At 71.0% G+C, this 24234-nt stretch carries 17 protein-coding genes; 13 read left to right on the top strand and 4 right to left on the bottom strand.

Annotated elements, in window-relative coordinates; all coding sequences use genetic code 11:
• Positions 1–323 precede the first annotated feature (323 nt).
• Positions 324–2132, bottom strand: a complete 1809-nt coding sequence (locus RM555_RS16145; protein WP_396888784.1) for a family 43 glycosylhydrolase — start codon at positions 2130–2132, stop codon at positions 324–326.
• 396 nt (positions 2133–2528) lie between these two features.
• Between RM555_RS16145 and RM555_RS16140 the strand changes: the two genes are divergently transcribed.
• Positions 2529–2795, top strand: a complete 267-nt coding sequence (locus tag RM555_RS16140; RefSeq protein ID WP_311412511.1) for a hypothetical protein — start codon at positions 2529–2531, stop codon at positions 2793–2795.
• Between the two features lie 76 nt (positions 2796–2871).
• On the opposite strand, the gene RM555_RS16135 is transcribed toward RM555_RS16140, so the two are convergent.
• Positions 2872–4386 (bottom strand): glycoside hydrolase family 27 protein, encoded by a 1515-nt coding sequence (locus RM555_RS16135; RefSeq protein WP_311412586.1) that lies wholly within the window; start codon positions 4384–4386, stop codon positions 2872–2874.
• An 843-nt stretch (positions 4387–5229) separates the two neighbouring features.
• Here RM555_RS16135 and araB point away from each other — a divergent pair.
• The 9 genes from araB (at position 5230) to RM555_RS16090 (ending at position 17651) form a co-directional block, all read left to right on the top strand.
• Complete coding sequence (gene araB / locus RM555_RS16130) at positions 5230–6915, top strand: ribulokinase (RefSeq protein WP_311412510.1); 1686 nt, start codon at positions 5230–5232, stop codon at positions 6913–6915.
• The gene (locus RM555_RS16125) at positions 6912–7595 is read left to right on the top strand and encodes an L-ribulose-5-phosphate 4-epimerase (RefSeq protein ID WP_311412509.1); all 684 of its coding nucleotides are present in this window, start codon (positions 6912–6914) and stop codon (positions 7593–7595) included. Before araB ends, RM555_RS16125 begins: the two co-directional genes overlap by 4 nt.
• Positions 7596–7684: 89 nt before the next feature.
• Positions 7685–8677: an ABC transporter substrate-binding protein gene (locus RM555_RS16120; RefSeq protein WP_311412508.1), complete on the top strand. Its 993-nt coding sequence runs from the start codon at positions 7685–7687 to the stop codon at positions 8675–8677.
• Positions 8678–8767: 90 nt separating this feature from the next.
• Complete coding sequence (locus RM555_RS16115) at positions 8768–10309, top strand: sugar ABC transporter ATP-binding protein (protein WP_311412507.1); 1542 nt, start codon at positions 8768–8770, stop codon at positions 10307–10309.
• On the top strand, positions 10306–11376 hold the full coding sequence (locus tag RM555_RS16110) for an ABC transporter permease (protein ID WP_311412506.1): 1071 nt from the start codon (positions 10306–10308) through the stop codon (positions 11374–11376). Before RM555_RS16115 ends, RM555_RS16110 begins: the two co-directional genes overlap by 4 nt.
• A complete protein-coding gene (gene yjfF, locus RM555_RS16105; RefSeq protein ID WP_311412505.1) occupies positions 11373–12365 on the top strand; it encodes a galactofuranose ABC transporter, permease protein YjfF in 993 nt (330 codons plus the stop codon). Before RM555_RS16110 ends, yjfF begins: the two co-directional genes overlap by 4 nt.
• 26 nt (positions 12366–12391) lie before the next feature.
• Entirely contained in the window at positions 12392–13894 is a 1503-nt protein-coding gene (araA, locus tag RM555_RS16100; protein ID WP_311412504.1) for an L-arabinose isomerase, read from the top strand.
• Between the two features lie 369 nt (positions 13895–14263).
• Positions 14264–16348, top strand: coding sequence for an RICIN domain-containing protein (locus RM555_RS16095; protein ID WP_311412503.1), 2085 nt, complete (start codon positions 14264–14266; stop codon positions 16346–16348).
• Between the two features lie 310 nt (positions 16349–16658).
• On the top strand, positions 16659–17651 hold the full coding sequence (locus RM555_RS16090) for a LacI family DNA-binding transcriptional regulator (protein ID WP_311412502.1): 993 nt from the start codon (positions 16659–16661) through the stop codon (positions 17649–17651).
• Positions 17652–17679: 28 nt separating this feature from the next.
• Here RM555_RS16090 and RM555_RS16085 read toward each other — a convergent pair whose 3' ends face one another.
• Positions 17680–20430: a beta-L-arabinofuranosidase domain-containing protein gene (locus RM555_RS16085; protein WP_311412501.1), complete on the bottom strand. Its 2751-nt coding sequence runs from the start codon at positions 20428–20430 to the stop codon at positions 17680–17682.
• A gap of 415 nt (positions 20431–20845) precedes the next feature.
• Between RM555_RS16085 and RM555_RS16080 the strand changes: the two genes are divergently transcribed.
• The 3 genes from RM555_RS16080 to RM555_RS16070 all read left to right on the top strand — a co-directional run bounded on the left by RM555_RS16080 (position 20846) and on the right by RM555_RS16070 (position 23276).
• Positions 20846–21253, top strand: a complete 408-nt coding sequence (locus RM555_RS16080) for a YciI family protein (RefSeq protein ID WP_151452857.1) — start codon at positions 20846–20848, stop codon at positions 21251–21253.
• A 4-nt stretch (positions 21254–21257) separates the two neighbouring features.
• Entirely contained in the window at positions 21258–22403 is a 1146-nt protein-coding gene (locus RM555_RS16075) for an RNA polymerase sigma factor (RefSeq protein ID WP_311412500.1), read from the top strand.
• A 138-nt stretch (positions 22404–22541) separates the two neighbouring features.
• Entirely contained in the window at positions 22542–23276 is a 735-nt protein-coding gene (locus RM555_RS16070; protein WP_311412499.1) for a VOC family protein, read from the top strand.
• A 44-nt stretch (positions 23277–23320) separates the two neighbouring features.
• Here the strand turns inward: RM555_RS16070 and RM555_RS16065 are convergent, their stop codons facing one another.
• Positions 23321–24205, bottom strand: coding sequence for a 3-hydroxyacyl-CoA dehydrogenase family protein (locus RM555_RS16065; protein ID WP_311412498.1), 885 nt, complete (start codon positions 24203–24205; stop codon positions 23321–23323).
• Positions 24206–24234: the final 29 nt, after the last annotated feature.

Genomic DNA, 24234 nt, shown 5'->3' with positions numbered 1-24234 from the left:
GTGCGTCATTCTGCGTCCTCCTGGCTGGTGGTGGTGATACGCGCGTGCCCCGGTCCGGTCCGGACCGGTCAGCGCCGCCCTGGGGACTGCCCTTGACCCCGGCGTCAATGACCCGTCGGCTCTCATCGACTGACGCCGCTGTTAGCGTTAACAGACCGTGAGTTTAGGTTTCGGCGCAGGGCGGGTCAAGCGCGGGGTGGGCCGGGCATGACCACCCGGGCGCGACCGACGCTCCTGCCGGAGGCAGCGAGTTTCGCCGGGATCCTCGAAGGGCTGTGCGGCGACGGTCGGGCGTCGCCGCACAGCCCTTCCCCGAGGTCGACTCAGGCGCGGGACCACTGCATGCTGGGGGCGGAGCCGCACGTCCGCTGTTCCAACGCGGCACCGGGAGCGGTGGAGCCGCCGACCACGTTCAGGCACTTGTTGCTGTTGACGTTGACCAGCTGGTGGTGGCCATCGCCGGTGGATCGCCAGCTGAACACCTGGTTGAGGCCGTCGTGGCAGGTGTACTGGACGATCCGGGCCCCGTCGGCCGTGGAGAAGTCCACCACGTCGACGCACTTGCCGCTGTGGACGCTCTGCAGGCGCACGTTGCCCCCGCCCGCGTCGAGGAACCGCCACTGTTGCCAGCTCTGTCCGTTGCCCGTCCACTGGCCGATCACGGCGAGGTTGTCGAGGTTCGGCTGTTGGACGTCGATGACCTGGCCACTGTTGCGGTTGGTGACCCGGTACGCCGGGGTGGCCGTCCCGCCGCCGAACTGCCACCAGTTCACGTTGAACAGGTTCCCGGTGCCCCCGGCGAACCGCAGGTACAGGTCGCGGGTCCCGGTGGCCCCGCTGATCGCGCAGGTGGAGGTGGTCCACGTCTGCCAGCCGCCGGTGCCGCCGACGGTGCAGGTGCCGGCGAGCGGGCCGGTGACGCTGTCCAGTCGTACCTCGATCCGGCCGCCGGCCGCCCCGGACGCCACCCGGGCGCTGAAGGAGGTCGCGCCGGCGCCGAAGGCGACGCCCTTGACCTTGATGTGGTCACCGTTGGCGAGGTAGCCGACGTTCATGCCGCCCTCGCTGGACGGCTCGGTCTCGATGCCGGAACCCCAGGCGATCGTCTCGGCCTCCTGCCGGGTGTACGGGTTCAGCGTGCCGACCTGCGGGGCGCCAGCGGTGGTCATGTTCATCGTGGGAATGGTGCCGTCGGAGTTGTAGGCGAACTTCTCCACCGCCACGGAGCGGGTGAATCCGCCGCCGCCGGGCAGCGCCCCGTTGTGGTAGAAGAAGTACGACCCGCCGTTGAAGTCGACGATGCCGGGGTGGTTGGTGAAGCTGGTGCCCTGCCGGGGCATGACGGTGCCCCGATACGTCCACGGTCCCGTCGGGCCGGGCGCCGTCGAGTAGCCGATGAACTCGGAGCAGCACTCCGCCGCGAACACGTTGTAGTAGAGCCCGTTGCGCTTGAAGACCCAGGGGCCTTCCTCGTAGAGGGTCGGGCGGCTCGGGTTGCCGGTTCGGGTGCCGAACCCGGCGGTGGTGAGCGGGATCCGGGTCGGGCTGCCGGAGAACGAGATCATGTCGGGATTGAGCCGCACGTACCACAGGTTCGGGTTGCCCCAGTACAGATACGCCTGCCCGTCGTCGTCGACGAAGGCGTGCGGGTCGATCTCACCGTTGCCGACCAGGGGGCGGCCGAGCGCGTCCCGGAACGGTCCGGTAGGGCTGTCGGCGACACCGACCCCGATCACCATTCCGCCGCCGCGCTGCCGTACCGGGACGTACCAGTAGAACTTTCCGTTGCGCGGGACGACGTGGCCGGCCCAGGCGTCCGCGTCCGCCCAGGCGAAGGTGCCGAGGTTCATCGGTACGCCGTGGTCGGTCCAGTTGACCATGTCGGCGGAGGAGAACACCCGCCACTCGCGCATGGTGAAGTACGTCGAGCCGTCCTCGTCGTGCCCGGTGTAGACGTAGACGCGTCCGTTGTGCACCATCGGCGCCGGGTCGGCGGTGTAGATGTGCTGGACGATCGGATTGTCGGCCTGCGCGGTGCCGGGCAGGAGGGCGACGGTGCAGATCAGGCCGGCGAGTACGGCGATGGCGTGCCGGGCTCTCGTCCCGATCCGGCGTGCACGTGTCAGCTTCAAGGCTCACCCCCAGGGTGTCGGGCGGTCCGGCGCTTCTCACCGCAGGCGCTGCACCACGGCACACCCACGAGACCGCGAGGCGCCTGTTATCGCTAACATCAACATCGAGGCTGCCTGACGCTGTCTCACGTCGGGTGGGCGGTGTCCGATGCGCGTGCGGAGAATCGCGCGTGCTGGGATGGCAACGCGAAACGTCGCGTCGTTGACATCGATTACCTGCGATGCACCGTACTGGCCTCGGCGGTGAGCGTCAATGTCAAGCCGGTGCGCCGTGCCCGGGGCCGCGACCGCGGCGCGGCTGGCGAACGTCCGCGCCGAGCTCGCGCCTTGTCTCATCAATTGATACGTTACTCTGTTATCGCTAACATGCGACTCTGGGCTCACCCGTGACGCGGGGTGCTTCCGATCGCGAGCGGCCGGTGGCTGCGCGACCGGTTCGTGCAGAACAACGCCTGCGCCGCGCAGAGCCCGCGCGAGCCCCCGAACGGCAGCCTGACCCACGTCCGGACCGCGTACCCGGGCTGCGCCGCCGGCTACCCGGTGGAGTGGATCGCGTTCGACGAGGGACACATCGCGGCGCCCCAGGACGGGGCGCCGGGTGACAGCGGCACCCGGACCTGGGTGCCGGGGGAGACCTGGCGGTTCTTCACGCAGTTCCAGTAGGAGGCGAACGGTCCGGCCGGCCGGGTGGGAGCAGTCGCGCCCACCCGGCCGGCCGGACCCGGTCGGTGGCCGTCGGTCACACCCGGCTCCACCGCTGGTTGGTGCCGCCGTGGCAGGACCAGAGGATGACCGTGGTCCCGTTGGCGGTGCCGCCGTTGTTGACGTCCAGGCACAGGGACGGGGAGCGGACGTTGCTCACCGTGCCGTTGCCGTTGAACGTCCACTGCTGGTTCGTGCCGCCGTTGCAGTCCCAGAGCTGCACCCGGGTGCCGTTGGCGGCGGTGCTCGGCACGTCCAGGCACTTGCCGAGGACGCGCAGCGTCTGCCCGCTCTGGCTGATCTGCTGGTTGGCGTTGCCGTGACAGTCCCAGATGAGCGTCCCGGTGCCGTTGGCGGTGTGGGAGTTGTCGACGTCGAGGCACCGGCCGGCCGATTCGCTGCGTAGCCGGAACGTGGTGGGGGGCGGCGGGTTCGTGGTGCCGCCGCTGACCCGGTACACCACCGTGCCGTGCGCCGGGACGCTCGCGGAGATCGTTCCGGTGCTGGTGGAGGTGCCATTGGTCCACGCGTCGCGCAGGGTGAACGAGCTGCCGCTCTTGCCGATCGCCGCCGCCGTCGTGGAGATCGTCGTGGCGGAGCTGCCCTGGTTGAACAGGGCGACCGCGACGTCACCGTTGGCCAGCCGCTTCGCCAGCACCCGCCGGGTGCCGTCGTTCGACACCTGGACCGCCTGGAGCCCGAGCGGGTCCTGGTTGATCGCGACGAGGTTCTGGTTCCGCAGGATGGTCAGCGTCGCCGCGCTGGCCGAGCGCAGGTCGTTGCCCATCATGAGCGGCGCCGCCATGATCGACCAGAGCGCGAAGTGGCTGCGCATCTCGGTGTCGTTCATCCCGCCGTTGCCGACCTCCAGCATGTCCGGGTCGGTGAACCCGCCCGGCGCGGCGTACCCGGCCAGCGGCACGTTGACGTCGACGATGTTCCGGATGCCCATCGGGTAGCCGTTGGTCTGGCCGGTGTCCCACGCGTTGGTGATGTCCTCGGTGGTCCGCCAGAGGTTCGCCACGTCGCTCCAGTTGCGCTGCGGCCCGGTCTTCTCGTGGATGCTGTTCGGGTTGATGCTGTAGACGATCGGCCGGCCGGCGGCGGCCAGCGCGTCCCGCATGATGCCGAATCTGGCGACCTGGTCGTTGATGGTCCCGGTGGGGGAGCACCAGTCGTACTTCAGGTAGTCCACGCCCCAGGCGGCGAACTGCCGGGCGTCCTGGTACTCGTGCCCGAGACTGCCGGTCGAGCCGGGGAAGGCGTCGAAGTACTGCGCACAGGTCTGGTCCAGCGGCGCCTGGTAGAGGCCGAACAGCAGGCCGCGCGAGTGCAGGTAGTCGCCCAGCGCCTTCATCCCGCTGGGGAAGCGCTGCGGATGCGCCTGGAGGTTGCCCTGTGCGTCCCGGTCCGGGTTGAACCAGCAGTCGTCGACGACGACGTACCGGTAGCCGAGGTCGCGCAGCCCGTTGGCGACGATCGCGTCGGCCGTCTGGCGGATGAGTGTCTCGTTGATGTTGCAGCCGAACGTGTTCCAGGTGTTCCAACCCATCGGCGGCGTCCGGGCGACGCCGTTGTCCAGCGCCTGTGCCGGACGGGGCGCGACGGCCCCGTCCGCGACGGTCGTCGCGAGGGCCACCGCCAGGACGCCCAGGGCGGCGGCCAGCCATTGTCTCGGTGTGCGCACGTGTTCCTCCTCGGTCGGAGCGGTGAGCGGCGTCGGTTCGGGCGCCGGCGCCGGGATACGGCGAACGAGGGCGTCACGGGGCGTGGCCGGTGCCGATGGTCGCCCGGCCCTGCCCGCGGGCATCGATTGGCATACCTCGGGACGGGATCGTCCGGCCCTCGGCCGACCTCGTGCCGGATCACGTCGCTCGCCCTCCGTCGTCGCGTCCCCGGTCGGCTCCGGCTCGGCGGCTGCCCGGGGACACCACGCGATGAGACGGATGTTATCGCTGACATCCATTGATGTAAATCACTCGTGGCGATGCCGAGTCGTCTGCGCGACGGTTGGTGGCGGTCCGGCCGTCTCCGGTCGGAGAGTGTCGCAGCTCAGTGCGCGTACCGAGGTCGGCGTCCCCGGAGGGGTGGTCCGCGCTCGGCTGGTGTCGTGCGACCGTGGGAGCGTAGATGAGAGCTTGATGTTCTCGCTAACAACGGTCGATCCGTCGCCGGGGCCGCAGTGCTGGGCGCTCCGGCCCCCGGGTCCCCGCCGAGCGGGCGCCGGCACCCCGTCCGGGCAGCCGGGAGTGCGGGAATGGTGACCGGCCGTGACGCCTCTGGTCTGGGCCACACGCTCCGCCTATCCTTCCGTTACTGAGCTGTTGTCGGCCGACGTCTTGACGGCGCTGTATGTGAGCGTTAACACTATGCCGGTCATTGATCGGAGGTGGGCATGAGCAGTGTGGACGGTGCGGGCGAGCGGTACGTGGTCGGAGTCGACTACGGCACCCTTTCCGGACGGGCGCTGGTGGTCCGGGTTCGCGATGGTGCCGAGGTCGGGACCGCGGTGCACGAGTACCGCCGCGGCGTCATCGAGACCGTGCTCCCCGACGGCGGCCCGGCACTGCCCCCCGACTGGGCCCTGCAGGACCCGGAGGACTACCGCGACGTCCTGCGGCACGCCGTCCCCGCCGCCCTGGCCGACTCCGGCGTGGACCCGTCGCAGGTCATCGGCATCGGCACCGACTTCACCGCCTGCACCGTCCTGCCGACGCTCGCCGACGGCACCCCGCTGTGCGAGGTCCCGGAGCTGCGCCACCGGCCGCACGCCTGGGTGAAGCTGTGGAAGCACCACGCCGCCCAGTCGCACGCCGACCGCATCAACGCGTTGGCCCACGAGCGGCACGAGCCGTGGATCGGCCGCTACGGCGGCAAGATCTCCGCCGAGTGGCAGTTCGCCAAGGGCCTCCAGATCCTCGAGGAGGATCCGGAGGTCTACCGCCGTGCCGAGCGCTTCGTCGAAGCCGCCGACTGGATCGTGTGGCAGTTGTGCGACGAGGAGACCCGCAACGTCTGCACCGCCGGATACAAGGGCATCCGGCAGGACGGCCGGTACCCGTCGACCGACTACCTGAGCGCCCTCAACCCGGGCTTCGCCGACTTCGTGACCAAGTTGGATGGTCCGCTCCTGTCCCTTGGCGAGCGGGCCGGCGCCCTCAGCGCCCGCGCCGCCGCCTGGACCGGGCTGCCGGCGGGCATCGCGGTCGCGGTCGGCAACGTCGACGCCCACGTCACCGCCGCGTCCGCCCAGGCGCTGGGCCCCGGTCGACTGGTGGCCATCATGGGCACCTCCACCTGTCACGTCCTCAACGGCACCCACCCCGCCGAGGTGCCCGGCATGTGCGGTGTCGTCGACGGCGGCATCAGCGCGGGCGCGTGGGGCTACGAGGCCGGACAGAGCGGGGTCGGCGACATCTTCGGCTGGTTCGTCAGGCACGCCGCGCCGGCCGGGACCGCGTCGCACGAGCGGTTGACCGAACTGGCCGCCGGCCAACCGGTCGGGGCCCACGGCCTGATCGCGCTGGACTGGTGGAACGGCAACCGGTCGCCGCTGGTCAACCACGACCTCAGCGGCCTGATCGTCGGGCTGACCCTGGCCACCCGGCCGCAGGACGTCTACCGGGCGCTGCTGGAGTCCACGGCGTTCGGCACCCGGATGATCATCGAGGCGTTCGTCGAGGCCGGGATACCGGTCACCGACCTGGTCGTCGCCGGTGGTCTCGCCTCGAACCGGCTGCTCATGCAGATCTACGCCGACGTCACCAACCGCCCGCTGGGCATCATCGGCTCCGCCCAGGGCCCGGCGCTCGGCTCGGCGATCCACGCGGCCGTCGCCGCCGGGGCGTACCCGGACGTCCACCGGGCCTCGGCGGCGATGGGCCGGGTGGACGAGGGCGTGTACCAGCCGGACCCGGACAACGCGCGGGCCTACGACGCCCTCTACGCCGAGTACCGCGCGCTGCACGACCACTTCGGCCGCGGCGGCAACGACGTCATGCTCCGCCTGCGGGCGATCAGGAACACGGCCCTGGACGCGGCCGCGGCGCGGACCGACACGGTACTGGAGGCGATCGGATGAACACCGACGTGGCGCGGCAGGTGAGCGTCCTGCGGGAGACGGTGGCCCGCCTGCACGGCGAGTTGACCCGGTACGCGCTGGTGGCCTGGACCGCCGGCAACGTCTCGGCGCGGGTCCCGGGCCAGGACCTCATGGTGATCAAGCCCAGCGGTGTCGACTACGACGCCCTGACGGCGGACACCATGGTCGTGTGCGACCTGAACGGGACCGTGGTCGACGGGGACGGCGCGCCGTCCAGCGACACCGCCGCGCACGCCTACGTCTACCGGGCCATGCCGGAGGTCGGTGGCGTCGTGCACACGCACAGCAGCTACGCCACCGCCTGGGCGGCGCGGGGCGAGTCCATCCCGTGCTGGCTGACCGCGCAGGCCGACGAGTTCGGCGGGGAGATACCGGTGGGGCCGTTCGCGCTGATCGGTGGTGACGACATCGGCAAGGGGATCGTCAGCACCCTGTCGGGGCACCGCTCGCCCGCGGTGCTCATGCGTAACCACGGGGTCTTCACGATCGGCAGGGACGCCCGCGCGGCGGTCAAGGCCGCGGTGATGTGCGAGGACGTCGCGCGTACCGCGCACCTGGCACGGGCGCTCGGGCAGCCGCTGCCGATGGCGCAGGCCGACATCAGTTCGCTGCACGACCGGTACCAGAACGTCTACGGCCAACGCCCGGCACCCGGCTGACCGGGAACGGCCCCTTCCCGTACCAACCTCACCACCACACCGGGACACTCGCGCGCCACGTGTCCGGACCACCCCACCGAGGAGAACCGATGAGAACCAGGAGAACGGCACGCACCCTGCTCGCGGTCGTCGCCACCGTGCTGCTCACGGGCAGCGTGGCGGCCTGCGGCAACAGCGACACCGGCGGCGGCTCCGCCGACGACGGCAAGATCACGCTGGGCTTCTCGCAGGTCGGCGCGGAGAGCGGCTGGCGGACGGCGAACACCACCTCGATCAAGGAGGCCGCCGCCGCTGCGGGGATCGAGCTGAAGTTCGACGACGCGCAGCAGAAGCAGGAGAACCAGATCAAGGCGATCCGGAACTTCATTCAGCAGAAGGTCGACGTCATCGCCTTCTCGCCGGTGGTGGAGTCCGGCTGGGACACCGTGCTCAAGGAGGCCAAGGACGCCGGCATCCCGGTGATCCTGACCGACCGCTCCGTCGACTCGGCCGACAAGTCGCTCTACAAGACCTTCCTCGGCTCGGACTTCGTCAAGGAGGGCCGGCTGGCCGGCGAGTGGCTGGTGGAGCAGACCAAGAGCGCCAGCGGGCCGGTGAACGTCGTCGAGTTGCAGGGCACCACCGGCTCGGCGCCGGCCAACGACCGCAAGGAGGGCTTCGCCAAGGCGATCGCCGCCAACCCGAACCTGAAGGTCGTCGCCTCCCAGTCGGGCGACTTCAAGCGGGCCGACGGTAAGCAGGTCATGGAGCAGTTCCTCAAGGCCAACCCGAAGATCGACGTGCTCTTCGCGCACAACGACGACATGGGTCTGGGCGCGCTGGAGGCGATCACCGCCGCCGGCAAGGTGCCCGGCAAGGACATCACCATCATCACCATCGACGCGGTGAAGGACGGCATGCAGGCCCTCGCCGACGGCAAGTTCAACTTCATCGCCGAGTGCAGCCCGCTGCTCGGCCCGCAGCTGATGGACCTGGCGAAGAAGGTCCACGCCGGCGAGGAGGTGCCCGCCCGGATCGAGACCGAGGAGACCACCTTCACGCAGGAGCAGGCCAAGGCGGCACTGCCCACCCGCAAGTACTGACCGACGCCGGGGTCGCCGTCCGCTGACGGCGACCCCGGCCCCGTCGCTCGCTCCTGTCCTACCGACACCATCCAGAAGAGGTCCGATGGGATGACGGATAGCCGTCCGGTCCTGACCATGACCGGGATCAGCAAGACCTTCCCCGGGGTACGCGCGCTCCACGACGTCGACTTCCGGCTGTTCCCGGGCGAGGTCCACGCCCTGATGGGCGAGAACGGTGCCGGCAAGTCGACCCTGATCAAGGTGTTGACCGGCGTCCACGCCCTCGACGAGGGCACCGTCGTCCTCGACGGCGAGCAGGTCGCCTTCACCGGCCCGATGCAGGCGTCGGCCTCCGGGGTGAGCACCGTCTACCAGGAGGTCAACCTCTGCACCAACCTGTCCGTGGCGGAGAACATCTTCATCGGTCGGGAGCCCCGTCGTCTCGGCGCGATCCGCTGGGGCGAGATGCGGCGGCGGGCGCGGGCACTCCTGGCCCGGCTGGACCTCGACATCGACGTCACCGCGCAGCTCGGCACGTACTCCCTGGCGGTGCAGCAGATGGTCGCCATCGCCCGGGCGATCGACGTGCGGGCCCGGGTGCTGATCCTCGACGAGCCGACCTCCAGCCTGGACGCCGGTGAGGTCGCGCAGCTCTTCCGGATCATGCGGCAGCTGCGCGACGAGGGCATCGGCATCCTCTTCGTGACGCACTTCCTCGACCAGGTCTACGGCATCGCCGACCGCATCACGGTGCTGCGCAACGGCGCCCTGGTGGGGGAGTACCGGACCGGGGAGCTGCCCCAGCTCAGCCTCGTCGAGAAGATGATCGGCAAGGAGCTCGACGTCCTGGAGCGCCTCGACGAGCAGCAGAAGCGGACCGCCGCCGTCCGGTCCGACGCGGCCCCGCTGGTGGACGCGTCGGAGCTGGGCCGCAAGGGCGCGGTCGCCCCCTTCAGCCTGCGGATCCACGCCGGCGAGGTGGTCGGGCTCGCCGGCCTGCTCGGCTCCGGCCGCACCGAGGTGGCACGGTTGCTGTTCGGTGCCGATCGCGCCGACCACGGCACGGTCGTCGTCGACGGCGGCGGGACGCAGGTGCGCAACCCGGTCCAGGCCATCGACCGAGGCGTCGGGTTCTGCTCCGAGAACCGCCGCGCGGAGGGGGTCGTCCCCGAGCTGTCGGTGCGGGAGAACATGATCCTCGCGATGCAGGCGGCACGCGGCTGGCTACGGCCGATTCCCCGCCGCCGGCAGGACGAGCTGGTCGAGAAGTACATCCGGGCGCTCAGTATCCGGCCGGCGAACCCGGACCTGCCGGTGCGCAACCTCTCCGGCGGCAACCAGCAGAAGGTGCTCCTGGCCCGCTGGCTCATCACCGAGCCGCGCCTGCTGATCCTCGACGAGCCCACCCGGGGGATCGACGTCGGCGCGAAGGCCGAGATCCAGAAACTGGTGGTCCAGCTCTCCGACGACGGCATGGCGGTGCTGTTCATCTCCGCCGAGCTGGAGGAGGTGCTGCGGCTGAGCCACCGCGTCGCCGTGATGCGTGACCGGACGATGGTCGCCCAACTCGACAACGACGACACCCTCGACGCCGACCGCGTCATGCGGACCATCGCCAGCGGCACCACCGGTGCGGAGGTGATCCGGTGAACGTCGTCGCCGACCGCCTCCGCCCGCTGACCGGCCACCGCCTGTTCTGGCCGGCGCTCGTGCTGGTGGTCATGATCCTGGCCAACACGATCTACCGGCCCGGCTTCCTCTCCATCGAGGTCAAGAACGGGCACCTCTACGGCACCCCGGTCGACATCCTCCGGCTGAGCGCACCGCTGATGCTGGTGGCGCTGGGCATGACCCTCGTCATCGCCACCGGCGGCATCGACCTCTCCGTCGGATCGCTCTGTGCCATCAGCGGCGCCATCGCCTGCCTCCACATCAGCGAGGCGCCCGACCAGACCAGCCCGGCGACCGTGCTCACGGCGCTCGCGCTGGCCTTCGGCGCCGCGCTCGCGCTCGGTGCCTGGAACGGGGTGCTGGTCGCCGTCATCGGCATCCAGCCCATCATCGCCACGCTGATCCTCATGGTGGCCGGCCGAGGGCTCGCGCAACTGGTCACCGAGGGCCAGATCATCACGATCAACTCCGGGCCGTACCGGGCGATCGGGCTCGGGCACTTCCTGACCCTGCCGCTGGCCGTCTTCATCGCGCTCGCGGCGGCCCTGCTCATCGCCGCGTTCACCCGGCGTACCGCGCTCGGCCTGATCGTCGAGTCGGTCGGGGGCAACGCCGAGGCGAGCCGGCTGGCCGGCATCCGGTCCAGCCGCGTCGTCTTCCTCGTGTACGTGGTCAGCGCCGCCTGCGCCGCGATCGCCGGGTTCATGATGACGGCGAACGTGTCCAGCGCCGACGGCAACGCCGCCGGCCTCTGGGTGGAACTCGACGCGATCCTCGCGGTGGTCATCGGCGGCACCGCACTCGCCGGTGGCCGGTTCTCCCTCGGCGGCACCATCCTCGGCGCGCTGATCATCCAGACCCTGACCACCTCGGTGTACGCCATGAACATCTCGCCGCAGACGGCCCTGCTGTTCAAGGCGGTCGTCGTCATCGCCGTGTGCCTCATCCAGGCGCCGGCGTTCCGGGCCCGGTTCAGCCGTCGCCGTCGCGGAACCACGCCCGGGCCCACGGCACCGCGGCGGGAGAAGGAGCAGGTGCCGGCATGAGCAGCACGTCACTGACCACCGGCCGCGCGTGGCGACCCGGGGTGCCCCGGCGGCACGTCCCGGTCCTGGCCACCCTCGCCCTGCTGCTGGTCATGTACGGCGTCGGCGTGTCCCAGTACCGGGCGTTCTCCAACGTCCAGGTCGTCTTCAACGTCTTCATCGACAACGGCTTCCTGCTGGTCGTCGCGGTCGGCATGACCTTCGTGATCCTGACCGGCGGCATCGACCTGTCGGTCGGCTCCGTCGTCGCGATGACCGCCATGGTGTCGGCGTCACTGCTCCAGGACGGGTTGCCCGCGGCCCTGGTGCTGGTCGTCGCGCTGCTGATCGGCCCGACGCTCGGGTTCCTGATGGGGTGCGCGATCCATTTCTTCGAGATCCAGCCGTTCATCGTCACCCTCGCCGGGATGTTCTTCGCCCGGGGCATGTGCACGTTCATCAGCGACGCGTCCATCCCCATCACCGACGGCTTCTGGACGGCCGTCTCCCAGGAGCGCATCGGCGACCCGCGCGGCAACTTCGTGTCGATCATCGTGCTGATCGCGTTCGCGGTGGTGCTCGTCGCCGCGTACGTGCTGGCGTACACCCGTTTCGGCCGCACCGTGTACGCGATCGGCGGCAACCCCCAGTCGGCGCTGCTGATGGGCCTGCCGGTGGGGCGTACCCGGATCGCCGTCTACACGGTCAGCGGGCTCTGCTCGGCCATCGGCGGCATCCTGCTGTCGTTCTACACGCTCTCCGGCGCACCGCTGATCGCCATCGGCATGGAGCTGGACGTGATCGCGGCCGTCGTCATCGGCGGCACCGTGCTCACCGGCGGGTCCGGCTACGTCTTCGGCACCGTGCTGGGCGTGCTGGTGCTGGGCGTGATCCAGACCCTGATCACCTTCGACGGGAGCCTCAACTCCTGGTGGACGAGGATCGTGATCGGTGGCCTGCTCTTCGCCTTCATCCTCCTCCAGCGCCTCATCGGCATCCGCTTCAAGTGACCGCCCATCTCGCGGAAGGCAACTGCATGGCAACGCACCCCCAACCCGAGGTCTGGTTCCTCACCGGAAGTCAGGGCCTGTACGGCGAGGACACCCTCCGGCAGGTCGCCGAGCAGTCCCGGCAGATCGCCGCGCAGCTCGACGACGCGCCGGGGATCCCCGTCCGGGTGGTCTGGAAGCCGGTCCTGACCTCCAGCGCCGACATCCTCAAGGCCTGTCGGGACGCCGCCGCGCAGGGTGTGGTCGGGGTGATCGCCTGGATGCACACCTTCTCACCGGCCAAGATGTGGATCGCCGGCCTGGACGCCCTGCGGACGCCGCTGCTGCACCTGCACACCCAGGCCAACGTCCTGCTGCCCTGGGACGAGATCGACATGGACTTCATGAACCTCAACCAGGCCGCGCACGGCGACCGCGAGTTCGGCTTCATCCAGACCCGGCTCGGCGTCGCCCGCAAGACCGTCGCCGGGCACGTCAGCGACCCCCGGGTGACCGCCCGGGTCGGCGCCTGGGCCCGGGCCGCGCTCGGCTACTCGGCGATGCGGTCGCTGCGGCTGGCCCGCTTCGGCGACAACATGCGCGACGTCGCCGTGACCGAGGGCGACAAGGTCGAGGCGGAGCTGCGCTTCGGCGTCTCGGTCAACACGTACGGCGTCAACGACCTCGTCGCGGTCGTCGACCAGGTGGCCGACGCGCAGATCGACGACCTGGTCAAGGAGTACGACGACACCTTCAGGGTCGACCCGCAGCTGCGGCCCGGCGGGGCGCGCCACGACTCGCTGCGCTACGCCGCGCGCCTCGAACTCGGCCTGCGCGCGTTCCTCGACGAGGGCGGCTTCCGGGCCTTCACCACCAACTTCGAGGACCTCGGCGGCCTGCGCCAACTGCCCGGCATCGCCGTGCAGCGACTCATGGCCGACGGCTACGGCTTCGGCGGCGAGGGCGACTGGAAGACCTCGGTGCTGGTGCACACGCTCAAGTCGATGGCGGTCGGCGTCGAGGGTGGGACGTCCTTCATGGAGGACTACACCTACGACCTCACGCCGGGCGACGAGCTGGTGCTCGGCGCCCACATGCTCGAGGTCTGCCCGACGATCGCCGGTGACACCCCGAAGGTCGAGGTCCACCCGTTGAGCATCGGCGGCCGCGAGGACCCGGTCAGGCTGGTGTTCGACGCCGCGCCCGGCCCGGCGGTGGTGCTCGGCCTCGCGGACATGGGGGAGCGCTTCCGCCTGGTGGCCAACGAGGTCGACGTGGTGGCGCCGCCGCACCCGCTGCGCCGGCTGCCGGTCGCGCGGGCCGTGTGGCGGCCCCGCCCGCACCTGGCCGGCTCGGCGGAGGCCTGGATCACCGCCGGCGCCCCGCACCACACCGTGCTGTCCCAGGCGGTGGGCGTGGAGGAGCTGCACGACCTGGCCGAGATGGTACGCACGGAGCTGGTCGTCATCGACGAGCACACCGAGCCACGCCGCTTCGCCGACGAGATCCGGTGGAACCAGGCCTACTACCGCCTCGCCCGGGGGTTCTGACCCGCGCAGGAGGGCAACCACCAGCGCGCCCTCGACCTGGCCCGCTGGCCGATTCCGTCGGTGATCCCGGGTGGTCCTCCCGTGCCCCGGGAGGGCCCCCCGTCGGCGTTCCGGTCGCTGTCCCGCCTCATGCGTGACGTCTTGACGAACGCCATGTTATCGCTCACAGTCGATGGATGGGGCGATCGGCCTCCAAGGGCATGCCGGCCGAAGACCTCCTTGCCGGGGTCGTGCGACTCTGCGCGTCATGACGGTGGCCGAATCTGTGAGCGATCACATCCGGGACGAATGATCGCCGCGGTGGCCGCGGGCGCCCGGGTGACGCCCCCGACGGAATCCGGATCGTGTCAGCGCTCTCGAAGGAGGATCATGGTTGCCATTGGTGGGCCCTCGCGGGCTGTGCCCCGACGGCGTGGTTGGTTGTCGCGTGTCTCGGCCGCGGTGGTCGCGGTGCTCGCGGCGAGCGGGCTCGTCGCGGTGTCTCCGGGGCCGGCTTCGGCGGCGACGGTGGACACCAACGCGTGGTACGTGTTGGTGAACCGCAACAGTGGCAAGGTGCTGGACCTGTACAACGGGGCCACGAACGACGGGGCGCGGATCACGCAGTGGTCGCGCAACAACGGCAACGGGCAGCAGTGGCAGTTCGTCGACTCCGGCGGCGGGTACTACCGGTTGAAGTCCCGCCACTCGGGCAAGGTGCTCGACGTCTACAACTTCTCCACGGCCAACGGCGCCAGCATCGTGCAGTGGAGCGACGGCAACGGGACGAACCAGCAGTTCCGGCTGGCGGACTCAGCCGACGGGTACGTGCGGTTGATCAACCGGAACTCGAACAAGGTGGTCGAGGTGCAGAACGCCTCCACCGCTGACGGCGGCAACATCGTGCAGTACGACGACTTCAACGGTGGCCATCAGCAGTGGCAGCTGGTCCGCGTCGGCGACAGCGGCAACCCCGGCGGCACCTTCACCAACCCGGTGGTCTGGCAGGACTTCGCCGACGTCGACATCATCCGGGTCGGCGATGTCTACTACATGTCGGCCTCCACCATGCACTACTCGCCCGGCGCCCCCGTGCTGCGGTCGTGGGACCTGGTGAACTGGGAGTTCGCCGGGCACTCGGTGCCCCGGCTGGACTTCGGCCCGAAGTACGACCTGGCCAACGGCGGCCACGGGTACGTCGACGGCATCTGGGCCTCCACGCTGAACTACCGGCCGAGCAACCGCACCTTCTACTGGGCCGGCTGCATCGACTTCGCCCAGACGCACATCTACACCGCGTCCGCCGTCGACGGCACGTGGAGCCGCCACGCCACCATCCCCAACTGCTACTACGACGCCGGGATGCTCGTCGACGACAACGACACCATGTACGTCGCGTACGGCAACGGCACGATCAGCGTGGCCCAGTTGTCGCCGGACGGACGCAACCAGGTGCGGGCCCAGCAGGTGTACCAGACACCGTCGAGCATCGGCACGCTGGAGGGAGCGCGCTTCTACAAGCGCAACGGCGCCTACTACATCTGGCTCACCCGCCCGGCCAACGGCCAGTACGTGCTGAAGTCGACAAACGGCCCGTTCGGCCCGTACGAGCAGCGGCAGGTGCTGCTCAACATGCCGGGTCCGATCTCCGGCGGTGGGGTGCCGCACCAGGGCGGACTGGTGCAGACCCAGAACGGCGGCTGGTACTACATGGCGTTCACCGACGCGTACCCCGGTGGCCGGATGCCGACGCTGGCCCCCATCACCTGGACCAGCGACGGCTGGCCCCAGGTGCAGACGGTCAACGGCGCCTGGGGCGTCAACTACCCCAACCCGCTGCCGTCGCGTCCGGTCAAGCCGCTCACCGGGACCGACACCTTCCCCGGCACCACCCTCGGCGTCCAGTACGAGTGGAACCACAACCCGGACAACAGCCGGTGGTCGGTGGAGAACGGGCTGCGCCTGCAGACCGCGACGGTGACCAACGACCTCTACCGGGCGCGCAACACGGTGACCCACCGGATCCAGGGTCCGACCTCGACGGGCACCATCGAACTGGACTACTCCACGATGCGCGACGGTGACCGGACCGGGCTGGCGATGCTGCGCGACACCTCGGCGTGGATCGGCGTCAAGCGCGACAACGGGGCCACGCGGGTGGTCATGACCAACGGCCTGACCATGGGTACCGACAACTGGAACACCACCGGCACCGGCACCGAGATCGCCAGCGCACCGGTGTCCGGCGGGCGGATCTGGTTGCGCGCCAACGCCGACATCCGGCCCGGCTCGGGGCGCCAGGCGAGGTTCTCGTACAGCACCGACGGGGTCACGTTCGTTCCGCTGGGCAACGCCCTGACCCTCAACAACGCCTGGCAGTTCTTCATGGGATACCGGTTCGGCATCTTCAACTACGCCACCCAGTCGTTGGGCGGCCAGGTGACGGTGCGCCGGTTCACCCTGACGACACCATGACACCGGGCACCGTTCCCAGGCGTACGAGAGCCTGAGGATCGTCCGGCGAATGCTCCGGGGCGGGTGCGGGGAACCATCGGAAACCGCTCCCGCCCCGAGCGCGCGCCGCCGGTAGTCCCGTCTGGTGTGCCGGCTCAGCCGCACCCTGGCCGACGGGACAACTGGCGTAGACTGTCGGCGTTTCCACCGGTCACCCGGCACACGTCGCCGTGGCGGAGGCAGCAACACGATGGCCGCTCCCGTCGACGCCGACGTGTGCGATCGTCGACGGGCAGGCGGGGGAAGTGAGGTGGCCGTGCGCAGTCCCGCGATGACGGACGTGGCTCGCCTCGCAGGCGTCTCCCACCAGACGGTGTCCCGGGTCCTCAACGGGCACCCCAACGTACGCGAGCAGACCCGGCTGCGCGTCCAGGCGGCGATCACCGAGCTGGGCTACCGGCCCAACCGTGCGGCGCGGGCGCTGGTCACCGGCCGGTCCCAGGTGATCGGCGTGGTCGCGCAGAACACCACCCTCTTCGGCCCGGCGTCGCTGCTGACCGCCCTGGAGCAGGCGGCCGCCGAGGCGGGTTTCGCGGTCAGCGTCGGCAGCGTGAGCGACCTCGACCACCAGTCCATCTCCGCGGCGGTGGAGCGGCACCTCGCGCACCGGGTCGCCGGCATCGTGGTGATCGCGCCTGTCGAGTCGGCCGGGGAGGCGCTCGGACGGCTGCCGAAGGACGTACCCCTGGTCACCGTCGACGGCGACCCGCGGCGGCCGATCCCGCTGGTGACGGTCGACCAGGTCGCCGGTGCCCGGGCCGCCACGCAGCACCTCCTCGACGCCGGGCACCGGACGGTCTGGCACGTGTCCGGCCCGCCCGACTGGTTCGACAGCGCGGGCCGGATCGAGGGGTGGCGGGAGGCCCTGCGGTCGGCGGGAGCCGAGGCGCCGCCGCTGATCCCGGCGGACTGGTCCGCGGCGGCCGGCTACCGGTGCGGGCAGATGCTCGCCCGGATGCCGGAGGTCACCGCGGTGTTCACCGCCAACGACCACTTGGCGCTGGGCGTGCTGCGGGCGCTGCACGAGCACGGCCTGCGGGTGCCGGACGACATCAGCGTGGTCGGCTTCGACGACGTGCCCGAGGCGGCGTACTTCATCCCGCCGCTGACCACCGTGCGGCCCGACTTCGCCGCCGTCGCCCGGGCGAGCCTGGACCTGCTGCTCGCCCAGATCGAGTCGTCGCAGGTCGTCGGCCCGCTTCGGCAGACGGTCGCACCGAGCCTGGTCGCCCGCCGCAGCGTCGGAGCGCCACCGCGCCGTTAGGGCCGGGTGGAGGTCCTCGCGACACGGCTCAGACGAACCGCCAACGCTGGTCGGCCGCTCCGCTGTCGGTGCCGAGGACGATCTGCGCGCCCTGGCTGCCGGAGCCGCCGCTCACCCCCAGGACCCGGCCGCCGTTGGCGCACTGGACGCGGAAGTAGCCGTTGCCGCCGTACCGCACTCGCCACCGGTGGTCGTTCGCGCCGTTGTCGGCCCACTGCACGATCCGGGCGCCGGCGGCGCTGGCGCCGCCCTCGACCCCGAGCACCCTGCCACTGTGCGAGTTGCGCAGCCGCAGATAGCCGCCGGTGTCCACGATCGCGGTCCACAGGTGGTCGGCGGTGCCGGTGTCACCCCACTGGATGACGAGGCCGCCGTCGGCGGTGGACATGTCCCGCACCCCGAGCACGAGCCCGCTGGCGAGGTTCTGGATCCGGCGGGCGCCGTTGGGCACGAACCGCCACTGGTTGTCCAGGCTGCCGTTGTCCTGGTCCTGCACCGCCTGGGCGCCCTGGACGGTGGCGGCGCCGGAGATGGCGAGCAGCTTGCCGGTGTGCGCGTTGCGCAGCTTGTGCGTGCCGTCGCCCACGTCGACGGGCGTCCAGTCGTGGTCGGCGGTGCCGTTGTCGGCCCACTGGAGGACGCGCGCGTTGTCGGCGGTGGACATGTTCTCCACGCCGAGCACCTTGCCGCTGTGGACGTTGCGCAGCCGGACCGTCGACCCACCGGGCAGGAGCTGCCAGTCGTGGTCGGCGGTGCCGGTGTCGCCCCACTGGAGGGCGAGGCCGCCGTCGGCGGTGGACATGTCCCGGATGCCGAGCACCAGGCCGCTGGCCGCGTTGACCAGGCGGAAGCTCGCGGCGCCGCCGCCGTTGCCGGCGACGCTCCAGTAGACGGTGTAGTTGTGCCCGTGCGCGTCGTGGAACGGCCCGAGGGCGACCGTGGCGCCGTTGGCGACGGCGGTGAACGCGAGGGCGCTGGTGCTGGTCCGCGTGATCGAACCGGTGCTCAGCGTGGGCAGCCCGCTCAGGGCGGTGTTGCCGTAGTTGCCGGACAGCACCACCGGGCCGTACGTGACGGCCTGCACCGCGGCGTTGTCGTTGGCGGCGGACATGACGACCCGCATCGGCAGCCGGACCGTGACCACGTCGCCGGAGGCCCAGGAGCGGGTGAGACTGGCGTAGCTGCCGGGGGTCGTGGCGATGTTCTGCGGCGTGCCGTTGACGCTGACGCTGGCGCCGCTGGTCCATCCGGGGATCCGGATCCGCATCGTCCACGCTCCGCCGGCCGGGCCGGTCACGGTCAGGGTGGTGGTGTCGCTGACCGGGTACGAGGTGGTCTGGGTGACCGTGATCCCGCGCTGCGTCCAGGTGAGTACCGATGGCATGAACAGGTTCACCGTCAACGTGGTGCCGTCGTGGAAGTAGATGGAGTCCGCCAGCGTGGTGTTGGTTTCCAGACCGGTGCCCTGGCAGCACCAGAACGAGTCGTAGTCGGTGCTCCAGGTGCCCCCGCCCCACGCCGGACCGACCCCGCGCCGGCCGCCCGGGTTCAGCGGCGTGAAGTAGGTGACGTGGCCGTGGTCGTCGGCCGGGTTCTGCTGGCCGATCATGTGGTTGAGCAGCGCCCGCTCGTAGAAGTCGAAGTAGGCGGCCCGGTTCGGGTCCAGCAGCCACAGCTCCCGGGTCAGCTTCAGCATGTTGTAGGTGTTGCAGGCCTCGCAGGTGTCGGTGCGCAGGTACCCGGCGATGGCGTCGGGGGAGCGGAAGTGCTCGGCCTGGCTGTTGCCGCCGATCACGTAGCTGTGCGCGTCGACGGTGATGTTCCACGCGTTGCTGGCGATGTCCCGGTACCGGGTGGTGCCGGTGGCCTTGAACTCCCGGGCCGCGCCGATCCACTTCGGCACCTGCGTGTTGGCGTGCAGCCCGTTGAGCTGGTCGGAGTTGGCGGCGAGGGGGTTGAACACGGCGTCGTGGTCGAACCGCTGGGCGGCGGCGAGCCATCGGGCGGTGCCGGTCTGCTGGTACAGGTCCGTCAGGACGGCGTTCATGCCGCCGAACTCGGTGCCCAGCATGGCCTGCATCTGGGCGGTGGTGAGCCGGGCGGTGCGCCAGTCGACCCAGCCGGCGAGCGCCAGCAGCACGTCGCGGGCCTGGGTGTTGCCGACGAGACGCCAGACGTCGAGCAGCCCGGCGAGCGTCTTGTGGACGCAGTAGTACGGCACGTTGCCGTTGCCCAGCGTCCGCGCCTCCAGCGCGGTGAAGTCCGACTCCGGAAAGCCGGACAGGTATCCGGCGTTGAAGCCGGCGGCGGCGTTGTTGGCCTGGCACTTGGCCAGCTCCGCCACCATGCGGTTGGCCTTGTCCCGGCAGGTGGCGTCCCCGAGCACCGCCCAGGCGTGGGCCCAGGCGGTCAGGAAGTGCCCCTGCATGTGGGTGCGGAACGGAAACGTCGGGGCGTCCCAGCCGCCGGTCGGCGCGGCGCCGGCCGTGGAGAGGCGGTGGTTGGCGCGGAAGTTGTAGAGCAACCGGTCGACGTCGACGAACCGCAGGTAGGTCAGCGTGCGGCTCTGGTTCTCCTGCCAGCGGCTCGCCGACAGCCGGACCTGGCCGGGCTCGAACGCGTAGGCGGAGACGCCGATGTCGGACCGGGCCGGGGGCAGGGCGGCGCTCGCCACGCCGCCGCCGGCGACGGCGCCGAGGACGGGCCCGCCGGTGGTGGCGACGGCGACCACGCCGGCGGACCTGAGCAGGAGTCGACGGTTGAGGAAGGGAGTGGGCATCGAGGCCTCCGGGTGCTTTCGGGTGCTGGTTGTGGGACCGGCCGAGTCAGGACGGGCCAGCCGTCGGCGGGTGGTCCGGCCGGCCGAAGGGCCCGGCGGCACGCCGTCGCCGGGGCGGGCGTGACGTCGGGGAAGAGGTGCGGGACGGGTGGTGCGTGCCACGGGCGCGGCGGTCGGAACGACCGCGCGACCGCCCGACAAGCCATGGGAAAGCATCGATGTTATCGATAACATAGTTTCCGTGTGACGCTCGCGCAAGGCTCCTCCGGCCCGGAGAACCCCGGGCGCTCCGGGCCCGGGTGCGAGATCGACCCAGAAATATCCGGACGGCGATGTCGAGAACCCGGGACCGGCTCCGTCCCCGTGGTGGACGCGATCAGAATGGGTTCGCACCCGCACCGAGAGGGGAAACACGATGGCCAAGTACCTGCTGCTCAAGCACTACCGGGGCGCACCGGCCGGGGTCAACGACGTACCCATGGACCAGTGGACGCCGGAGGAGATCTCGGCGCACGTGCAGTACATGCAGGACTTCGCGACCCGGCTCGAGGGGACCGGCGAGTTCGTCGACGGTCAGGCGCTCGCCCCCGAGGGGACGTTCGTCCGGTACGACGGCGAGGGGCGCCCGCCGGTCACCGACGGCCCGTTCGCCGAGACCAAGGACCTCATCGCCGGCTGGATGGTGATCGACGTCGACAGCTACGAGCGCGCCGTCGAGCTGGCCGGGGAGCTGTCGGCCGCCCCCGGGGCGGGCGGGAAGCCGATCCACGAGTGGCTCGAGCTGCGCCCGTTCCTGACCGCGCCGCCCACCATCACGGAGTGACCTGATGCAGGAGGCCCTGCTCCGGAGCCTCACGCCCGGCGTGCTCGGGATCCTCGTCCGCCGCGGAGCTGACTTCGCGGCGGCCGAGGATGCCGTACAGGACGCGCTGGTCGAGGCGGTGCGCACCTGGCCGGCCGACCCGCCGCGCGACCCGAAGGCCTGGCTGGTCACCGTGGCCTGGCGTCGGTTCCTCGACGCGACGCGGGCGGACGCCGCCCGCCGTCGGCGTGAGGACCTCGTCGACGAGGAGCCCGCGCCCGGGCCCACGCCCACGGTGGACGACACGCTCCAGCTCTACTTCCTGTGCGCCCACCCGTCGCTGACGCCGGCGTCGGCGGTCGCGCTCACGCTGCGTGCCGTCGGCGGGCTGACCACCCGCCAGATCGCCCAGGCGTACCTGGTGCCCGAGGCGACCATGGCGCAACGCATCAGCCGGGCCAAACGCACCGTCTCCGGCGTGCGGTTCAACCAGCCCGGCGACGTCGCGACCGTACTGCGCGTCCTGTACCTGGTCTTCAACGAGGGCTACTCCGGCGATGTCGACCTCGCCGCCGAGGCCATCCGGCTCACCCGGCAGCTCGCGGCGGCGATCGACCATCCCGAGGTGGCGGGGCTGCTCGCCCTCATGCTGTTGCACCACGCCCGGCGCGCCGCCCGGAGCGCGCCCGACGGCAGCCTGGTGCCGCTCGCCGCGCAGGACCGCAGCCGGTGGGACACCACCTCGATCGCCGAGGGCGTCGAGATCCTGCAGGCCGCCCTCGCCCGCGACCGGCTGGGCGAGTTCCAGGCCCAGGCAGCCGTCGCGGCGCTGCACGCCGACGCGCCCACCGCCGGGGAGACCGACTGGGTGCAGATCGTCGAGTGGTACGACGAGCTCGTGCGCCTGACCGACAGCCCGGTCGTCCGGCTCAACCGCGCGGTGGCCGTCGGCGAGGCCGACGGGCCGCGCGCCGGCCTGGCGGCGCTCGTGGCGCTGGACGACTCGCTGCCCCGCCACGCGGCGGTGGCGGCGTACCTGCACGAGCGCGACGGTGACCTGGCGACGGCGGCACGGCTGTACGCCGAAGCGGCCCGGAAGGCGCCCAACCTCGCCGAACGGGACCACCTGACGCGCCAGGCCGCCCGGCTCAACGCCCGCCGGCGCGCCTGACCGGTCCAGGACTCCACCGTGGAACCAATGTCCTAGGACGCTTTAGGGGGTGTGCGCCAGCCGGCACCGGGATGACACGCCGAACGATCACCCGGTACGGGCACGACCGTCGACTCGACGGGCCCTAGCATTGCCGGTGTGGCGACGCGGCTCGTGCAGATCAACATGAAGGCCCGGGACGACTCCGCGCTTGGCGGTTTCTGGGCGGAGGCGCTCGGCTGGGGAGTCTCCAGCGAGGGGCCCGGCGTGACCAACCTCGAACCCGAGGGCTTCGTCTACCCCGACCCCGTCGCGGTCTGCATCGACCTCATCGTCTCCCCGGAACCCAAGACGGTGAAGAACCGCGTGCACGTCGACCTCGCCACCACCTCGGCAGCCCACCAGGCCGAGGTGGTCGCGCGCCTGAAGGAGCTCGGCGCGACACCTGCCGACGTGGGCCAGGGCGACGTCCCGTGGACGGTCCTGGCCGACCCGGAGGGCAACGAGTTCTGCGTGCTGGACCCCCGACCGCTCCACCACGACACCGGACCGATCGCCGCGGTGGTGGTCGACTGCGCGGATCCGCGAGCCATGGCGCGGTTCTGGGGCGAGGCCATGGACTGGGCCCTGCACGAGGTGACCGACCACGAGGCGGTGCTGCGCTCCGCCAAGGACGTCGGCCCCTACCTGCGGTTCCTCCGCACACCCGACGTGAAGACCGGGTGGAACCGCGTCCACCTCGACGTCCGCCCGTACCCGGGTGACGACCCGGCGGCCGAGGCGGCCAGACTGCGGAATCTCGGCGCCACCGCCGTCGACCTGGACCGCGATGTCCCGTGGACGGTCCTCGCCGACCCGGAAGGCAACGAGTTCTGCGTCCTCACCCCAGGCTGACCCGGCCAGCCGTGCGGGAGGCTGGACGCGGATCCCGGCGGTGGTCAGGTGGCGGCGGTCGCGACCGGCCGCGGGTACTGGTGGAAACCGCTGCCGCTCTTGCGCCCGTACCGGCCCGCGTCCACCAGTTCCCGCAGTGTGCGCCCGGGCCGGAAGCGGGGGTCACCGGTGCACTCGAGCAGCACCAGGAGCGTGTCGACGACGGTGTCCAGGCCGATCAGGTCGGCGGTACGCAGCGGACCCGTCGCGTGGCCGAGGCACTCCTGGAAGACCCGGTCGACGGTCGCGGCGTCGGCGGTGCCCTGACCGACGACCTCGGCGGCCTCGTTCACGGTGAGCATCAACACGCGGTTGATCACGAAGCCCGGCCCGTCGGCGACCACGATGCCGGTCTTGCCGATCGCGGCGAGCAGGTCGAGGGTGCGCTGGAGAGCGTCCGCGCTGGTCCGTGGCGCCCGCACCACCTCGACGGAGTCCCTGAGGGGCGCGGGGTTCATGAAGTGCGTCCCGACCACCCGGTCCGGCCGGCGGGTGCTGGCGGCGAGCCGGTCGATGGGGATGGCGGAGGTGACCGACGCGAGCACGGTCGAGGGTGGACAGACGGCATCCAGCTCGCCGAAGATCCGTTCCTTGAGCGGGATGCGTTCCGGCGCGCACTCGATCACGTACCCGGCCCGGTCGAGCCCGGCGGTCCGGTCGGCCCAGCTGATCCGCTCGGTCACCCGGGCCACCGGCTCGCCCACGCGGTGCGGGGCCAGCAGTCGGGCCTGCCGCAGCCCGGTACGCAGCCGGTCCACCGCCGCCGCCACCCCGGTCGCCGACCCGAGCGTCGGGTCGACCACGACCACGTCGTAACCGCCCTCGGCCAGGCACTGGGCGATGCCGAGCCCCATCGTGCCGGCGCCGACCACCCCGACGGTTCCGCTCATGCTCCCCCCTCGCCGCGCCTGATGATCCG

It is taken from the genome of Micromonospora reichwaldensis (assembly GCF_031845925.1).
In the GTDB taxonomy this organism is placed as follows: Bacteria; Actinomycetota; Actinomycetes; order Mycobacteriales; family Micromonosporaceae; genus Micromonospora; species Micromonospora reichwaldensis.
Note: the sequence above shows the minus strand (reverse complement) of the source record. Positions and strands in the feature narration are given on the sequence as shown.

What these genes read in the sequence shown, in the direction of transcription:
- RM555_RS16135 (WP_311412586.1), bottom strand. Translation starts at nt 4,386, where the DNA reads ATGGGTTGGAACACCTGGAACACGTTCGGCTGCAACATCAACGAGACA.
- araB (WP_311412510.1), top strand. Translation starts at nt 5,230, where the DNA reads ATGAGCAGTGTGGACGGTGCGGGCGAGCGGTACGTGGTCGGAGTCGAC.
- RM555_RS16125 (WP_311412509.1), top strand. Translation starts at nt 6,912, where the DNA reads ATGAACACCGACGTGGCGCGGCAGGTGAGCGTCCTGCGGGAGACGGTG.
- RM555_RS16120 (WP_311412508.1), top strand. Translation starts at nt 7,685, where the DNA reads ATGAGAACCAGGAGAACGGCACGCACCCTGCTCGCGGTCGTCGCCACC.
- RM555_RS16115 (WP_311412507.1), top strand. Translation starts at nt 8,768, where the DNA reads ATGACGGATAGCCGTCCGGTCCTGACCATGACCGGGATCAGCAAGACC.
- yjfF (WP_311412505.1), top strand. Translation starts at nt 11,373, where the DNA reads ATGAGCAGCACGTCACTGACCACCGGCCGCGCGTGGCGACCCGGGGTG.
- araA (WP_311412504.1), top strand. Translation starts at nt 12,392, where the DNA reads ATGGCAACGCACCCCCAACCCGAGGTCTGGTTCCTCACCGGAAGTCAG.
- RM555_RS16095 (WP_311412503.1), top strand. Translation starts at nt 14,264, where the DNA reads ATGGTTGCCATTGGTGGGCCCTCGCGGGCTGTGCCCCGACGGCGTGGT.
- RM555_RS16090 (WP_311412502.1), top strand. Translation starts at nt 16,659, where the DNA reads ATGACGGACGTGGCTCGCCTCGCAGGCGTCTCCCACCAGACGGTGTCC.
- RM555_RS16085 (WP_311412501.1), bottom strand. Translation starts at nt 20,430, where the DNA reads ATGCCCACTCCCTTCCTCAACCGTCGACTCCTGCTCAGGTCCGCCGGC.
- RM555_RS16080 (WP_151452857.1), top strand. Translation starts at nt 20,846, where the DNA reads ATGGCCAAGTACCTGCTGCTCAAGCACTACCGGGGCGCACCGGCCGGG.
- RM555_RS16075 (WP_311412500.1), top strand. Translation starts at nt 21,258, where the DNA reads ATGCAGGAGGCCCTGCTCCGGAGCCTCACGCCCGGCGTGCTCGGGATC.
- RM555_RS16065 (WP_311412498.1), bottom strand. Translation starts at nt 24,205, where the DNA reads ATGAGCGGAACCGTCGGGGTGGTCGGCGCCGGCACGATGGGGCTCGGC.